A 16,660-nucleotide genomic window follows, 5' to 3' on the forward strand; every position below is an offset into this window, starting at 1 on the left:
CTTTACTTGACAACTCTCATTATGCAACATCACGAGATGGCATGGAACTCTTTTGCAATCATGATGATAAGTTACCAACCAACTGCACTCGATCCCAAAAATTTTGAACATGTTCCGGCGCTTTCTCCACTGCAACTAACATCCCCTTTACTAGCCACAACTGAACAGTCGCCAAAAAGATGTGCTGATCCTGCTCCTCGATCCCCGCCAAGTCGCAAAAACGATCCTTGTACACCTTGACTGCATTCTTTTCTCGCGGCATGAAGCTATCAAAGAGTGCGGCAAAGTCCAGAAACCGAGGGCCGCGACGTGCCTCGCCAAAATCGATAATCGCAACTTTTTCGTTGGCCAGCGAAAGTAAATTCCAACGACCGAGATCGCCATGCACCCACGTTCCCTGCTGGCGGTCAATTGTTTCGAGTTGCGTGATCATCGGTGTCAGTTGTTCATAAATGCCGGGCCAATTTTGGGCTAAGCTAGCTCGCTGACTCTCCCAAAGTCGATCCAACGACTGGGAATCGTCAGTCGACCAAGCATATTCAAACCGATCCAGTGCAACTCGAATCTTTCGGTAACATGCTAACGTTGCAGCTAATGACGGTTTTGTCGCGGCTTGTTGCCAATAATTCTGGACGCGATAGACCTGGTGATCTACCATCACAAACGGGTGTCCCTCTGTGGTCGACAAAATTGCTGGCGTTACATCGCGGTCTTCTTCCTGAATCGCCTGTGTCAAGGCAAATTCGAGAGAAGCGCGGGCGGTATCGGCAACCGTCTTCACCAAAACAGTGGACGCATCAGTCTCTACACGCCACGCACGACCACTTTTTCCATTGGTCATCGGCGCCACTCTTTTGATTTGTCCAAGGTCATAAGCATTTACAATCCGATCCAAATCACTCATGATTCTCCTCCATACATTTCTGCTAATGGCCGTGGCGGAGCTTTTCCCATGACGAATAAGCCGTTATCAGGTATGATCGTCCCACCACTTGCCAATCGAAATGTCTTTCAAACATCAGCCTAAAGCTTCACGACAAGTCTTCCAAATTAGCATAGAATAACAGTAGATCTTCGGCAAACTTCTTTTAGAAACGAGGCCATCCATGAAACACCGCAACCGCTTATTCTGGGTGATCGTGCTTGTGGCGGGAGTCTTCTTAATTTATAGCACAGAGAGTCCGCTGCCAATTGCGACGCGCGAAACTGTCAAAAACGGCATCGCCCAAGTCTGGAACACCGCCACACGCACGGTCTCTGGATGGTTGAATGACAATAATCAAGCTAACCAGGCCAGCCAAGCCTCATCTGGTAGCCTGATAGCCAGCAACACCAGCCAATCAGCCACTTCGACCAGTACCTCAGCCGACACCACCCCTGCCTTAAATATCGTTCAAGGCCGTCACCTCAGAAAAACTTATTTCTATCACTTTGACGCCAACTTGCCGCAGTCAGAACACAACGTTTTCAACGAAGCTGTCCGCGCCTATAACGCAACCGGCATCGTCAAACTCATCCCTGGCAAGGGTCAAAAGAATGATAACCAAATTACCTTTTCAAGTTACCAAAAAGGCATGAGCGAACAAGACCTCGGTGCCACCGAACTTGGCGAAGGCGGCCCGACCATCATTGTTGAAACCATGGGTACGCAGGTCACGGTCATCAACCATGCCCGCGCCAGTCTCAATCTCACCTATCCGGCCCAATCCATCAACGAAGCCGTTGCCATGCACGAATTGGGCCACGCGCTCGGCTTAGATCACAGCAAGTCCCTCGACTCGGTAATGTACCCGATCACGCGCGGGGTCACGCAACTCTCAAGCGGTGATATTGCTGGGTTGAAGGCGATATATGGGCCATGAAAAAGAATGGGTCAAAAAAGGCAACGTCACCGGCTTTTCCAGCTGGCGGCATTGCCTTTTTATAATTTCAGGGATGCTAAGACAGAAGCCTTTCATCAGAGCATCTTTTAAAAACAAACATCTCTACAACAATCCATTAACCCCTGTAGACACTGTCATCACCTGTCGCAACAGTAGACGAAGCAGCGTAGTAGAAACCGTTGTCGGTCACATAGATCCCAATGACGATGTTCTTGTAGTTAGAATTAATGATGTTTTGATAGTGACCACCTGTCTGCCCATTATTGTTTTCAGGACGTTCATCAATGATGTACTGCTTGAACATGGCGTTGGCAATCAACGTACTCAGCTTATCGGCATTCCCATCGACGTCTGACTTAAGAATAGAAGAAGTCGAAATATTTTCGGTGTTCAGTTGCATATAACCTTCACCATCAGCATAGCTAACAGCCTGAGTACCTGATGGCGCAGGATTGGTTGGACGAACATGCGCAAACTTGTACATGACCTCGACTGCCCGCTGTGCCACAGTTTCATAGGCTTTTTGATAGGTGGTCAGGGTTGTTTGTACGTGGCCTGTTCGTGCCTGTTCACCGTTTACCAAAACGTTGAATTTCTTTGCCACGGCCATTGTTAAGTCATTGTCCGTATACTCTTGTCCCTGCTCAACAGATACTCGCTCATCCTTGACTTTGACTTGATCTTGAATGAGGGTTGTCACTGCATCGTTGACACTCTTGATTTTGCCAATAATAGTCCCGGCAGCCGCAACATTTCGCCAAACATTGGTTGTGGTAATCGTTGTCACCGTATCCCCATTGTTAGGATCAGTGGTAGTGACCGAGGTTGGCGTTGAGGAAACCTTTGTATAACCAGTGGTATTGGTTAACGTATAACCGCCTTCATCCACGTCAACTTCTTTATTAACGGTCTTGGCTCGCGGCTTGTGGTAAACATAAGTTACAGTAACCATCTTCCTGGTCCAATTACCGAGAGTAAGCGTGCTCGTACTTGTTGATGAGCCGATGAGACGATAACCGTCAGTTGAGGTTAATACATTTCCCTCGTCGTCTTTATTGACGAAGCTGTTGGTAATCGTCATTCCCGGGTCTGTGCTCTTTTCCCAAACAATGGTGATTGTGTATGTGGTCGTCACATTTCCAGATTTTGGATCGGTATCCTCTGAAACCTGAACTGACCGACTAACTTGTTCGTAATTATCAGTATTTGTCAAAACCTTGCCAGTCTCATCAACATTTACCATGACATTACGGATAAAATGCGTTGGTGTTGTTTCATTCTTCTTCCAAACAACCGTTGTCGTAATGGTGGTGGTAACATTTCCTGTTGTTGGATCGGTTGTATCAGACGAGCTCTTAGAACTGGAGACTTGTGTATAGCCCGTTGTATCCGTTAAGACATTACCCTTTTCGTCCACATTCACGGTCTTGTTGACGGTCTGATGAGTCGGGGCCGTATTCGTCTTTCTCCAAACAATCGTGGTGGTAACGGTGGTGGTGACCTCACCGGTATTTGGATCAGTGTCATCAGCAACCTGCCTTGAAATGGACACTTGCGTATAACCCGTTGTATCCGTTAAGACATTACCCTTTTCGTCCACGTTCACGGTTTTGTTAACTGTTTGATGAGTTGGAGTGGCATTCGTCTTTCTCCAAACAGTCGTAACGGTAACGGTCGTAGTGACGTCGCCAGTTTTTGGATCAGTGTCATCAGCAACCTGCTTCGAAATGGAAACTTGTGTATAGCCATCGACATTGGTCAAAGTATGACCAGCCTCATCGACGTTCACCGTCTTATTAACGGTCGTGTGAACAACCTTGTGATAAGTATTCATTGTCGTATAAGTGGTGATCGTATCACCATTAGCAAGTGTTTGGACAGATTTAACCGGTGTCCCTGTCTTCACTAATTTATAACCATCTAAATTAGTGATTGTTTGGCCACTTTCATCTTGGTTAATCGTGACATTCTTTTCAGTGTCATGTGGTACATGAATAGTTGGCACTGTCTTTTGAACTTCAGCCACTGTCTTCTGGCCTTCTGCCAAAGTGCCATTATGATCGGTGGCATCGACTTTAGCCGTTTGATCTTTCGTCTTCGCGATATTGGCATTTGCCGTATCAACATTGGTTTGCGCCGTTGCTAACTGTTGCTGCCAAGCTGCGATCTTCTCGTTCAAACCGGCAATTGTTTGATTCAGTTGATCTAATTTAGTATTCAAATCAGCTAAATGCTGTTTAACAGTGTTGGCCGCCTGACTATCGGCACTTGTGACTGAGGTTGGCAAACTTTGTAATGTTGTCTGCGCTTGATTAAACTCATTTTGAGCGGCCTTTGCTTCATTGTCGACAGCTGTCAGATTCTGATTAGCCGTCGTCAGATTTTGGTTGGCTTGACTCGCTGCCTGTTGCGCTTGCGTTAATGCACTCTTTGCATCAGCTAACTGGCCTTCATAGACCGTGATCTTTTCTTGAGCAACTGCGAGTTTAGCCTTAACATCGACAACTTGGGCTTGTGACGTTGGATCGTTTTTGACCTGACCCGCCAATGTATTCAGCTGTGTTTGGAGACTCGTGATCTGGTCGGTTAGATCCTTGACAGCTGAATTTGCCTGATCAACCTCGTTCTGCTTCGCGGTCACGGCAGCATTAGCCTGATCAAAAGCAGCTTGGGCTTGCTTGGCCGCAGCTTGGGCGTTTTTCAACTTGTTTTGGGTTGCATCGACTTTAGCCTTCGCAGCATCAACCGCGGTTTGTGCTGCCGTGCGCTTGGACTGTAGCGACGTTAGCGTCTGATTGTTCTCTTCATTGAGCAGAGCGGTTAATTTAGCTTCTGCTTCTGCCTTGGCTTTTTCTGCAGCCGCCTTTTCAGCTTCGGCTTTTGCTTTGGCTGCCGCTGCCTCTTCTAGTGCCTTTTTGGCTGCAGCGTCATCTGTTGGCGTTTCTCCATTGCCAGTCGAATTAGGCGTCGTTGTCGTGTTCCCTGATTGTCCAGAATCAGCTAAGTTCGTGGTTCCAGTCGGGGATGAGCCGTTCGATCCGCCAACAACAGTGTATCTTGTTTCCGACTGTTGTGCGCCACTTGCGATCGCCGGTTTCGCTGGATTTAAGTTAAAGGTCTGATTCGTTCCTGCCGCATTTTGTGTGGTGACGGTTGCGTTTGCGCCATTACCTTGTAAAGCTAACTTAGCGCCAGCATAAATCAGGTCAACATTTGCAATTCGGTTAATCGCTGCCAGTCGCTCAACTGAGGTCGTGTAACCACTGTTGTTCATGGCCTCGCTGATGGTTGAAAGGGTATCGCCCCACTGAATATCATAAACCGTGTTGCCTGAAGCCTTGAGTTGCGCCTCGATTTCACTAACAGGCCGCAACTTCCAAACCCGGACATTATTTGTTTGCGTTTGTTGCGCGGAAGGCTGTTGCTCACTGGCATGTACGACTTGCCCTTGATTCGATAAGCCAACACCAGTAACCCCCAATGCAAAAGCCGTCAAGCCAACTGCTAACCAGCCATGATGTTTGCTGTGAACCAAGGTGACTTTATGTGCGCGATCCCCCACTGCTGCCAAAAACCGTTGCTGTCTTCCCATTTCTTGCTCCTCCATATCTTAATGTTTTATGAAACATATACGGTCACGTTAACCAACCCCTGTGACCAAGAACATGATAGCATTTACAAAACAAAATTTATGAAAATTATTTGTAAATTTGTCAAAAAGGCTAATGCTACTTTTTCTACCTAGTGTATCCGGTCATGCTTGTGCAAACTTCTTTTAATTTAGCAATGCAAAATAAAAAGGCTTGAGACAACGAGTCCAAGCCTCTTGATGATGATTGACGAGGTATCTTTTATAAGTAAAAACACATAGCCCTGTCAAACATCTTGATGTTGGCCAACACTCAGCCTAATGATGCATAAGGCTCTTTTTAAGAATGACTAATCAGTATTCGCAAAAATAGTGGCCAACATAAATGGTTAAAGAGACCGATCCGACCTTAAGCGATTTAACTTGATTATGTCAGCTAAAATGACCTGACGGATTACCTCTATTAACCCCCCTTTTTTATAAATTATTTGATGAGCGCCTCATAAACGGTAGGCAACATTCGCCCCAAGCGATGTTATTTTCCAGTAAATGAGATTTTATTTATGTTTAGTGACCAAAAGCAACGCAACAATCGTCAACCCCCTGTTGACTAAAATCGTTGCCATTAACCACCACCAAATGGAAGTACCCACTACTATCCCAGCAGCATGTTAACCTGCCCCACGCATGATTAACATGCAAAATACAGCTTCAAAGTATGATTTTTTGGTTAAATATTGTATCCATAACCAGGTCAAACGCTTCGTGATGGTTTCTCATCACAATCGTTATTATACGTCTTTATGGTCTAATAAGTCTATTTATTTTTTAAATATGTGCCAACCAGCACTAATCCTTCAATCCGGAGTCAGGTAGCGTTGATGTAATGAGCGAGCCAAATAGGGGGTTAAAGGTTGCCACTACAAGAAAGAGTTGCAAAACGGATCCACGAATTAAGACTCAGCAAAGCGATGACCCAAGAGCAGTTAGCCGAAAAAGCCAACATGGATGTTTCCATGCTGGCCAGAATTGAACGCGGCAGTCGCGGTGATATTCGAATGGGTACCTTAGACCGGATTATTAACGGCCTGGGTGTCACTTACCAAGAGTTCTTCACGTTTGGCGATGACGAAAATCAGGCAACCCGACTTGCTTCTTCAATTGCTTTAATCCAAGATCCGGATATCCTCACTGCTTTGCAGAAAATTGTTGATTCGATTATTAACCCGTCAGGCAAACATTCATGATGACGGTTTTTAAAACATTTGAAAATATTCATATTTTCCAGATACCAATCCATTCAAAAAAGCGCTAAGTCATCGCAGCAACAACAACCGTTGCTAGCGTCATGACTTAGCGCTCCTTTTTTGGCAGAAAGCATTCATGTCACAGAACTGTTCGGGCGCCACGTGAATCCCACCGCATCTTAACTTGGTTAATAAAGTAAAACGATCCCACTGCAATATAGACCATCTCGTCATCAGCATTCGCACTTATATAGTCAACTGCGGCACTTGCGTTGGGTGCGTTGTAAACCTCATGATCCTGACGCATTTTGTCATTCTCGTCAAAAATACGATACAACTCATCAGAAGACATTGCGCGCTCCGGGTTGTCTGGCGTTGAGACCACAAAAGTCGCATGAGGTAAATCAAGCAGCCTGTCCACACACAACGCAACTTGTTTGTCGCACAAGAAACCAACGAGAACCGTCAACTTGCGGTTGGGGACGGCTGCCAGAAGCGTCTTAACCAACGCATCAATCCCGTTAACATTATGCGCGCCATCAATGACGAGCGTGGGCTTGCTGGAAAGCTCCTCCATTCTGCCTGGAAATGCCACTGAGTTGATCATCGCTACAATCGAGTCGTCCTTAATTTTGCACGGTTCACTTGCATTAAAGGCGCTGCACCATTTAAGCACCGTCGCAAGATTGTTGATTTGATATTTTCCCGCCAACGAGAACTTTAAGGCGCGATGCCAGTGATCATTGAGGCGAACATCAATTAAATTAGACGTTAGATCACTGGAAACTAGGTTGATTTCGAAATTCTGATCCACCCACAACTTTGCGTGCTGTTCTTCTGCACGCTTTGCGATGATATCATGAGCAACAGATGCCTGCGCAGGATAATCGATCACGATCATCGAATCCGACTTAATAATTTTGGACTTGGCAGTCGCAATTGCTTCAATTGTGTTGCCGAGAATTTTCATGTGGTCGAGCGCAATTTTGGTGAAGACAGCGAATTTGACATTGCTCGTTGCATTCGTCGCATCAAGTTCGCCACCCAACCCGCATTCGATAACGGCATAGTCAACGCGCTTCTGCGCAAAAAAGATAATCGCCACCAAATACCACGTTTCAAAAAAAGAGATGTCAGCCTGCGTCAGATTCATCCCAGCCATTCCCTGAATCAAAACTTCGTACGCAGCGAGAAACTCATCTTCAGCAATCATCCGCCGATTGTATTGAATATCCTCACGCTCATCAAGAAGCGATGGACTCGTAAACAGGCCGACCCGATACCCCTCATTCTGCAGTATCTGGGCAATCATGGTTGACGTTGAACCTTTGCCATTCGTACCGCAGATATGAATAGTAGGAAACGTCATATCCGGGCTTCCCAACTGCTTCAAAATCCTTCTAAGCAAATCAACCCGGTTCAAGGAATCATCATACAGCATCACGCGGGGAATACGCGCTAAAAACTTACGATAGCTATCATGCTCAGTCATGAGGTCACCTCATTGATTTTTGATTTCCTGCAAGAATTCCATTCGGTTGTCCTTATTTTTAAACGCGCCAGAGAAGAAGGACGTGAGCGTGTGACTGTTCGCCTTCTTGATGCCACGCATTTCGGTGCACATATGCCGGGCCTTCACGACCACCGCTACGCCTTGTGGATCGACTAATTTTTGCAGCTCCAAGCCAATTTGACTGGTCAGGTTTTCCTGCACGTTAGGCTTTTTGGCAACATAGTCGACGAGTCTGGGAATTTTGCTAAGTCCAATAATCCGGCCATTCTTCGGCATGTAGCCAACCGAGACACTGCCGAAAAAAGGAAGTAAATGGTGTTCACACATCGAATAAAACGGAATATCAGCGACAACCACCAATTCCCCATCATTCGCCAGGGAACTGTTGAAGACTTTGCTTTCGGTGAAAGCTTTCTGATGCAGCGACGAAAACATTTCTTCATAGGCGCTCGCAACTCGTGCAGGTGTTTCCTTTAAGCCCTCCCTATCAGGGTCATCCCCAATCGCAATTAAAATATTGCGTACGCTCGTTTCAATTAACGCCCGATCAAACGGCTTCATGTGAGCACCTCTTTAATTCTCTATTTTTCTAATCTGCTGTGTCCCCTGAATCTTCGTGATGGCATCATGTATGCGACGGGCCGTTTCAGCGTTCCCATCGTAAACTTCTTCAAGTGGCTCTAGAACAAACAACCGATTAAACATTTCATGGTGAGGAATCTCGAGGCGCGAAGTTCGGATCGTCTCCTCATCATAAAGTTCAATGTCCAAATCCAATGTCCGTGGCCCCCAATGGATCGTGCGCTCGCGTTTGAATCTTTTTTCAATTTGATTTAAGGCATCCAGTAGCTCGAGCGGTGTGTAACTGGTCTCAATTTTGATGACACCATTAACAAAATTCGCTTGCGCTTCATAACCAACGGGGCTGGTATCATACCACGAAGAGCGGCCGGTAACTTCAATTTGCGGATCCGCGTCAATCACATCCACCGCCGCCCCGACCGTTTGCAGGGAATCGCCGAGGTTGCTGCCAAGGCCAATAAAAGCCGTATGCTTCAAACCAGCGCTCATATGGTGATGCACACCTCCGCATTATCAACGATGCCGTTAATTGGAAGGGCGATTTTCTTAATCGACAGTGTCAGCGAACTGAATTTATCCGCAAATCGGGCCTGCAGCGCTTCAACGATTCTGACGCCCAACGTCTCCAGCAACTTGTCCTGCGACAAAGAAACCTCATGCGCGATAATTTTATAAACCTCGCCATAGCTGATGGTATTGGCTAACTCGTCAGCTTTTAAAATCGCAAGATCCGTTAACTTCAGCGTGATTTCCGCCGATATCGCGATATCTTGGCCGATAGTGCGTTCTTCCGGATAAACGCCAATGTGCGCATGGAATTTTGCCGAATTGAGCCTGATCACAACTGTCATCCTAAGCCCTCCAAATCTGATTCAGCATGGTCAAAAGCTGCTTGGCCTCTGCCACTTCATGCACCCGCACAAAGTCCACGCCTTGAGACGCCAAGTGCGCCGTGATAGCCTGCGTACCCGCCAATCGCCCGGGAGCGATATTTTCGGTTAAATCGCCGATAAACTGTTTTTGGGAATAGCCATAGAGCATTGGAAAATCATCACTTAACGTCTTGGATTCGTTGATGACTTTCAAATTCCCGGCCAAATCCAGTCCATAGGCATAGCCAAGTGCCGGATCAAACAAAACCCGCTCGGCCCCAATGCCATATCCTTGCAAAAGCTGTTGTTGCGCATTGAAAAAGTCTTTCAACTGCTCAAGCGCTCGGTCAGGATCCAACATTCTCGGGAATGAACTGTGAGCAAGCACCAACCCCATCGAAGTATCCGCAAGCATGTCAAGGATGACCTTTTCGGATGCCTCATCCTGAAAAATCAAGTTGATCACATCGACGCCAGCCTTGATCACACCCTCGACCACTTGCGGCTTATAAGTGTCCACGGAAATCGGAACGTCCAGCTTCCCTTTTAACGCCGAAATCACCGGTAAAATACGCGCCAATTCGGTTTCTGCGCTAATCGGCTGGCTTCCGGGCTTCGTTGTCTGCCCGCCAATGTCGATCATGTCAGCGCCTTGCGCCACCAAAGATAAGGCATGTTCAACCGCCAACTCAGTGCTTTCATACTTCCCGCCATCATAAAAAGAATCCGGCGTGACATTAACAATTCCCATAACCTTCGTCGTGCCATCAAGCGGCAGTTTGAAGCTGTTCGCAGTAAAATAATCTGGTTTCATCGTAAACTCCTTTGAGACCCATATGGATTGATCAGGACGTGTGCCATAATTCTGGAACGAAATTGCAATGGTGATCGGTGTAACAGGACTTGTGAAGCATTTGTTGCCAATTGTGGTGAATTGAAAAGCATCCCTCTTCATCCAAAAGTGACAGGAAGCGAACTATCAGCCTAAACAGCAAATATCAGCCATTTTTATAATCAATTGTCCACAATGGAAACAAGAATTAATGTACCATGCAAAAAGAGTTACCGCAATTTTTTGATTATTTTTTTAATCATAAATGGCGGAACCTCGATCCTGTATAATGATCTATAAGGGTAATAACTTTGGAGGAATATCATGAAAAAATCAATGATCGGCGTTGCCACGCTCCTTTTCGCATTGGGCTTATCAGGGTGTGGCAGTCAGCAAAAGACAAGCCAAAAGACAAGCACACCGAGCAAGACACAGGTCTCCAGCAGCAAGGCTTCCGCTTCATCGGCATCGAAGCAACCATCTGCATCAAGTCAAAAAGCAGCAAAGTCCAGTCAGAGTGTCAGCTCAAGCAGCGAACAACCCGTGTGGTCAAGCGCCAAGGGTCAGCAACTTGCCGCGTTCATAAGCGAGTGGGAAAAGACAATGGGCCAGCAATACGAAAGTTACTGGCAGGGAAATAGTGCTGATATGTACGGTCTGAAAATTCCTGACGAATTATCCCAACCAGATGGCACAAACGGTAAGATGGCGATGGCAGTCGGCGACAAAGCCGTCACTTGGGCACTAAGCGCAAACGGCCAAAGTAATGCCGAATATACCATTGTCGCCATCTATTCAAACGCAGCGCATGCACGTTACGGCGGTAAATACGTCTACCTATTTACGTTGCACAATGGCCAGCCTGAGGTACTTGTTACCGGGCAAAATCAAGGAAACGAGAATAACTGGATATACTTTGGTGAAACGCGGAATGAGGCGTTGCGTGAGGGTTTTGCTAAGATTGTAAAGGGTGATTAAAGCCGTACACGTTTCGTTTTGGACCATTAATGTACAAATGGCTCGGAGAACTTGTTGCCCGGTCTCCTAAATCTGCCCTGCTTTTTCTTAAATCAAACAAACACTTGTAAAAATTTTTAAGAGAACGCAAAAGAGGATCCGCAACGATTCCTCTTTTTGTGTCATTTCATTAATTTTTCTCGCATTTAAACAAAAGAGCCAGTCTCGAGAGTTCCGAAAAATGACGCTCACAAACAGTGGGACATCTCTATGCCTTAAGTGAATTCAACTTTGAGTTTCTTGCCAAGTGCAAAGGCAATTTTGCTCACAAGCCACTGACTTTAGTCAGTGGTGATTGACAGATTGACTCCTTGGATGCCATTCGTATAGGTCCAAGCCAATATTTCGGCCATGTCCCCGCTGCGATAATATTGGCTGATGAGATTATTCCAGTCCGGCCACTTATCAAGCGGTACGTTGATTAGTCCTACGCCATGGTCAATCATCAACTTATTAACCGTTAGCATAGCGGTGCGCTTGTTTCCATCCCAGAAAAGTTGCCCACGCATGTTGTGATAAAGCAATCTTAACGCCCGCTCAGTGTCACTCATGGCGGCATCATTGAGCAAGTCCGCCAACCACTTTTCTTCAGCGGCAACGTCAACATCCGGTGGCACAAAGTCTTCTTTGCTACTGATTTGGACCGTGCTATTACCTGTGCGAAAATGACCGGGATCCAGTGAGTCATGTAACGCGACGATTTTGTTGATATGGCGTTCCACCTCAAGCGTGAGCGGGTGATCGTCCGTGGTGATATATTGCCACCCCCGTTTGAGTTGCACAATCACGTTGATGTCATCAATTGGCACACCATTGACACCCAATCCGTCCATGATCGTCTGCGTTTGGGACAGCGTGGTGGTGACGCCTTCAAATCGAGCGTCAGTGTGCACAAGCTTAACAAAGTTAGCTCTGGCAAATCGTCTATTTTGGTCTGGCGCGATTTGAAATTTGTCCCGGATCATTGGTACACTCCCAAAGAATTTTCTTGAACATAGTTGAATTATACCGCATATCACCGGCAGTCGATGATTACGGCATCCTTGCAGTTTTTCACCAGATACTACTTATTCATCTAAATTAAATCTTAAAGATGGTCAAAGTGATATCTGATAACTGAAAAGTTCTTGTCGCTATCAATAATCTTATACTTACGAGTAACAGTTTGACGTTTGGAGGAACTATTCTTAATTTCTTCAAACAAGTAAAAGTCTTTTGAATGTGAAAATTTTCCTTTTGCCAAAAAGAAGTTTACACTGCTGACGGATTTATGATTTATACTAATAAAGTTAGCTTCTAGTTCCTCTGAAGTGTTATATCGGAAAGTGTTTGTCCCTTCAGAAAGAAAAAGCGCACGCAAACAATACCAGGCCAAAACACAAACATTCCCCCAAAAGAAAAATGTGTCACCTGTAAGAAAATTGTTGAAGGCAAATGCTCCTACACTCGTTTCGGATTGCATAAGTAATTTAATACTAAACTTTATGATCCACAATGATCCGGCAATCCATATAACAAAACGAGTTAATCTTTTAATTGCAGCAATAGCACTGTAGGCTCGCCATTCTCCATACGCTGTCTCAGTTGACTTTAATTCGTATGCCCACTTACTGCTAGCAAAATTTATTAAACCGAGAGAAAAGACAAAGAAGGAAAAGAACACCCATGGATTACCACATATTTGATAGAAAGAATCTATTAAACTAATGAATGCATTGCAGATATTCTTTGGGAAATATTTCTGAATCTTCAATGAGTTCAAAAACGATGTTTGAGTTGATATGACAAGTAAAATTAAAAACCAAGCATAAATGACGGGAATATGAATTCTTTTGGGAATCTGTTTAACCATTTTACTATCTGCCATGCTGTTTATTAGCGATATTAGTGTGCTCACGTTTATTTTCTCTCCTTACTTAGTGGCTGATGAACTAGCCTGCCAATTTTGCCTCAGATCCCATCATTTGGTACAAAACATTGATTGTTTGGCGTCCATCACGCACGCAAATTAAAAATGGGTCGCCAAGAAGATCCAACAAGAGATCAAGATTGGCGTCGACTAGGGCAAAATCGATGGTAACGGCAATGCTTTCAATGCGTTTTGCCCTCACCAAACTAAGCCCGTCTTGAAACTTCAAATGCGAGATACGCCGCTCGATGGCGCCGCAGCGATTCTCAGCTTCAATCATGGCTTTCTTTTTGGCGGGATCAAGGTGTTTCGGCGGACGCCCCGGCTTCGACCCTGGCATTTCAATATCGCGTTCCTTGCAATAAGCGCGATTAGCCATCGTGCGATAGATTTTGTCCACCAAGACGCGTTCCGGGAAGGTGCCGTAGATATCCCAGTGATGGTCAATGGCGGCTTCTAAGTCTTGGCTTTCCTCGTTTAATCGGCCGAATAAATGTCTGGTTGAGACTGATAATTCGGTCTTCGACACGGTGGGTCTGGTTTTCAAACATGTAGCGTTGTTGGGCGTAAACTTTTTGAATCGTTTCGAGGCGCTCTGCTTGCCAATCGGTCAACTTACCGCCTTGTGCGCGGAGTTCCTCGACATGGCGCAGATCGCGTTTGACGTACCGTGGTTGGTGCTGGATGATGGTCCGGCGATGCTTGCGCTGCTGCTTGAGATGACGCGAGTAGTTGTTCCATTCTTTCTGCGAAATCCGCTTGTAGGTGCATGGTGGCGCGACTTTCAACTGTTTCCGCATATCGTCGATCAGGGCTTCAAGATTGAGGCGGATTTGATTGAGCAAGTGGGTGTCCTGAGGAAACTTGATGTTAACCGGAACTGCGGTCGCATCAATGATTAACTCACTGACATCAACACCGTGGGCAACCAGCCGTTCCCGAATATAATCCGTTGAGATTTGCCGAAACAGCTCCGGGCGCGATCCGCTTGCGGAACTTGGCTAACGTAGACGGTTCGAACGGCCGCTTGGCTTGGTAAGTATCAATCCCGACAAAGTCCTGGAGTGCCGGCATATCACGAATCACTTCAACCAGTTGCACATCTGACCAACCGCTCTTTTGTTTGATCAATTGCGCACCGTATAAAAGCCGAAATGGTTTAGCCGCGCGACCCAATTTAGAAGGGAAGAGCGACTGGTACACCTCTTCCAGTTCAGCCCACGGAATGGTTTCCGCCAAAAGGACCCAGCGGTTATTGGGGCTGAGAGGCGTTCCTAGTGCCGCTCACAGCGATTCAAATGAAGTGTTGAACGGTCTTTTTGCGATAAACCATGTGACTTCTCCTATCATTGTTGGCTAAACTGCAAGCATCCTTCCCGGCGTTATGCGGTTTCCAGACATTTCCACCTGTATTTATTTTACCATGATAACGGCGAAAAGTCTTTAGTAACAAGCATTCTAGAATTATTCAACAGCCACTTTTTAGCTAGTTTATGCATCATAATCGCTGAAAACATCAAATATTTCAGTAGAAATTTCTGGCTTAAGCGCCTGGATCTTCGTTTCATCAATAATTGATGGTAAATTCACCTTAGTTCGAATAAATGATGAATCCCATATCGAATAGTCATGGTCTCTTACGGCATTACACATTTTTCCCGAAAGCGTTGGTTCTGAGCCTGAAAGTAAAGACAGTCGTTGCAACCATACATCCAAATACTCTAGATTTGGAGTATTTTCAAGCTTTTTTGTTATTTTAGATACTATATCAGCAGATTTACTGAGTTCTGTGTGCCCTTTTAAGAGTAATTTACTTAGCACCCCTACTCCAGATGCAATAGATTTCGGGTTTTTGCTTATTATTTCTGCTATAATACTTACCAGTGGCATAATAGACTTATCAATAGATTTTTGCTGGTCTAATCTTTTGGCAAACGATGTTAACGCTTTACTGACGCTCCCTGAATTTGGAAATTTCTTAGATAACCAGAGAATTTCCAACAAATGTTTTTGTAATGTCAACTGATAATTAATTCGGCAATACTTCCCATCCCAAACTTTTGGCATTATGATTGGCACTCTTGAATTCCAGTAGACCTTATCAGGTTTAATAGCCGATTCTATGATATCTGTGACCAATCCTGTCTTCTTAATATTAAAATGCATATTCAGACCAGAAAGTATATCAGCAATTGTTTTTACAATTTTTTCAGCAACTTCCTTGCTGTTTGAGAATATTCTGTAATCATCACGATATCTAACTACTAGCCAATCCAAGTCGTTGATATCTTTCAATTCTTCCGACAGAAGAAGGTCAGAATACCCTAGAACTATCTCAGCAATGAAATTAAAAAGTTCTCCGCCTTGTGGAATTCCATTTGTCTGATTACATTGAAGCTTTTCCACTGTCCAATCCAGCATATGTGCAAACGACCTGTCTTTGCGTTTTGTAGTTGCTTTCTTTGCAACGTCTTTCCCCCGTATAGCCCAATCAATCGTATGTGTGTAAATCGACCCATAACAGTTTGTAATGTCCGTTCTGATGCAATACGTGTACTCAAGTGACTTTACAATTGAAGTCTGTTCTAACTCTTCCCACCAATTCAAAATAGTCTCTGCGGTATCGCCTTTTTTCCCAGTTGATTTAACTGGTAGACTGATACATTTGATTTTAGGGTTCGATTCGAACAGATCAAATCTGGCAAGTAATTCCTTCCAGTGCTCCTCCTCCGTTATTTGTTCAACTAAATCAGCATATAAGAATGGATGTACAATTTTAACTTCTCGCCAATCGTATCCTGCATCCTTGTTCAATATAATGGAGTAGTTATAGCGTTTTCAGACGTTTTAAGAATCTGGAGATCAATCATTGATTTCAGCCTGCTGCCTGAAACTTTTGAAAAAGCAAAGTCAAGCACCGGCTGAAAGTCAAAGTATTCAGGCAATACTATATTTACATAGCTGCTTGATTTAAGGAAAAAAGCACGTGCTTCTGCAGCCGTCATTTCAAGTACACTTTTTCTTTCAGAGGACATCTTAGTCATCACCGCCATCAATTCGTTTTCATTTATTTTACCACGAATTAAAATCATAAAATTTGTTAAAAAAATCCCCGCCAGCTCAACCTTCAATCGGCCCAACCTTGGCGGGAATTTTGGCAGGGAATGCAACACATTCCCTGCCAATCATATCCATCATATTTTCCGAAAAACTGTT

14 protein-coding genes and 1 pseudogene are annotated in these 16,660 nt (G+C 45.1%); 3 read left to right on the plus strand and 12 right to left on the minus strand.

Going from position 1 to position 16,660, the window contains the following annotated elements; translation table 11 throughout:
* Positions 1-58: 58 nt before the first annotated feature.
* On the minus strand, positions 59-904 hold the full coding sequence (locus LHUE1_RS00315) for a phosphotransferase (RefSeq protein ID WP_049172537.1): 846 nt from the start codon (positions 902-904) through the stop codon (positions 59-61).
* 202 nt (positions 905-1,106) lie between these two features.
* On the opposite strand from LHUE1_RS00315, the gene LHUE1_RS00320 reads away from it, so the two are divergent.
* Complete coding sequence (locus tag LHUE1_RS00320) at positions 1,107-1,862, plus strand: matrixin family metalloprotease (RefSeq protein WP_049172535.1); 756 nt, start codon at positions 1,107-1,109, stop codon at positions 1,860-1,862.
* A 136-nt stretch (positions 1,863-1,998) separates the two neighbouring features.
* Here the strand turns inward: LHUE1_RS00320 and LHUE1_RS00325 are convergent, their stop codons facing one another.
* Positions 1,999-5,475: a LysM peptidoglycan-binding domain-containing protein gene (locus tag LHUE1_RS00325; protein WP_277848144.1), complete on the minus strand. Its 3,477-nt coding sequence runs from the start codon at positions 5,473-5,475 to the stop codon at positions 1,999-2,001.
* Between the two features lie 911 nt (positions 5,476-6,386).
* Between LHUE1_RS00325 and LHUE1_RS00330 the strand changes: the two genes are divergently transcribed.
* Complete coding sequence (locus tag LHUE1_RS00330; RefSeq protein ID WP_049172531.1) at positions 6,387-6,719, plus strand: helix-turn-helix domain-containing protein; 333 nt, start codon at positions 6,387-6,389, stop codon at positions 6,717-6,719.
* Between the two features lie 139 nt (positions 6,720-6,858).
* On the opposite strand, the gene LHUE1_RS00335 is transcribed toward LHUE1_RS00330, so the two are convergent.
* From LHUE1_RS00335 to folP, 5 genes are read right to left on the minus strand one after another with little or no spacing between them, the layout of a single operon-like run.
* Positions 6,859-8,211, minus strand: coding sequence for a bifunctional folylpolyglutamate synthase/dihydrofolate synthase (locus LHUE1_RS00335; protein ID WP_049172529.1), 1,353 nt, complete (start codon positions 8,209-8,211; stop codon positions 6,859-6,861).
* A 9-nt stretch (positions 8,212-8,220) separates the two neighbouring features.
* Positions 8,221-8,793 carry a GTP cyclohydrolase I FolE gene (folE, locus tag LHUE1_RS00340; protein WP_049172527.1) on the minus strand — a complete coding sequence of 191 codons (573 nt, stop codon included), beginning with the start codon at positions 8,791-8,793 and terminating at the stop codon, positions 8,221-8,223.
* A gap of 12 nt (positions 8,794-8,805) precedes the next feature.
* A complete protein-coding gene (folK, locus tag LHUE1_RS00345; RefSeq protein WP_049172524.1) occupies positions 8,806-9,303 on the minus strand; it encodes a 2-amino-4-hydroxy-6-hydroxymethyldihydropteridine diphosphokinase in 498 nt (165 codons plus the stop codon).
* Positions 9,300-9,665 (minus strand): dihydroneopterin aldolase, encoded by a 366-nt coding sequence (gene folB / locus LHUE1_RS00350; RefSeq protein WP_217774524.1) that lies wholly within the window; start codon positions 9,663-9,665, stop codon positions 9,300-9,302. Before folB ends, folK begins: the two co-directional genes overlap by 4 nt.
* 1 nt (position 9,666) lies before the next feature.
* On the minus strand, positions 9,667-10,500 hold the full coding sequence (folP, locus tag LHUE1_RS00355) for a dihydropteroate synthase (protein ID WP_049172521.1): 834 nt from the start codon (positions 10,498-10,500) through the stop codon (positions 9,667-9,669).
* A 342-nt stretch (positions 10,501-10,842) separates the two neighbouring features.
* On the opposite strand from folP, the gene LHUE1_RS00360 reads away from it, so the two are divergent.
* Positions 10,843-11,496: a DUF4767 domain-containing protein gene (locus LHUE1_RS00360; protein WP_049172519.1), complete on the plus strand. Its 654-nt coding sequence runs from the start codon at positions 10,843-10,845 to the stop codon at positions 11,494-11,496.
* Positions 11,497-11,816: 320 nt separating this feature from the next.
* On the opposite strand, the gene LHUE1_RS00365 is transcribed toward LHUE1_RS00360, so the two are convergent.
* From LHUE1_RS00365 to LHUE1_RS00395, 5 genes and pseudogenes are all read right to left on the minus strand, one after another.
* Positions 11,817-12,500 (minus strand): Fic family protein, encoded by a 684-nt coding sequence (locus LHUE1_RS00365; protein WP_049172517.1) that lies wholly within the window; start codon positions 12,498-12,500, stop codon positions 11,817-11,819.
* Between the two features lie 122 nt (positions 12,501-12,622).
* Positions 12,623-13,432, minus strand: a complete 810-nt coding sequence (locus LHUE1_RS00370; protein WP_049172515.1) for a hypothetical protein — start codon at positions 13,430-13,432, stop codon at positions 12,623-12,625.
* Positions 13,433-13,466: 34 nt separating this feature from the next.
* A pseudogene (locus LHUE1_RS14340) lies at positions 13,467-14,777 on the minus strand (transposase).
* A 158-nt stretch (positions 14,778-14,935) separates the two neighbouring features.
* Positions 14,936-16,258, minus strand: coding sequence for an RNA-directed DNA polymerase (locus LHUE1_RS00390; protein ID WP_241484832.1), 1,323 nt, complete (start codon positions 16,256-16,258; stop codon positions 14,936-14,938).
* Positions 16,255-16,629: a hypothetical protein gene (locus LHUE1_RS00395; protein WP_241484831.1), complete on the minus strand. Its 375-nt coding sequence runs from the start codon at positions 16,627-16,629 to the stop codon at positions 16,255-16,257. The genes LHUE1_RS00390 and LHUE1_RS00395 overlap by 4 nt, the downstream gene beginning before the upstream one ends.
* Positions 16,630-16,660: the final 31 nt, after the last annotated feature.

Origin of the sequence: Lacticaseibacillus huelsenbergensis, from assembly GCF_029726355.1 — a bacterium.
Lineage (GTDB): Bacteria > Bacillota > Bacilli > Lactobacillales > Lactobacillaceae > Lacticaseibacillus > Lacticaseibacillus casei.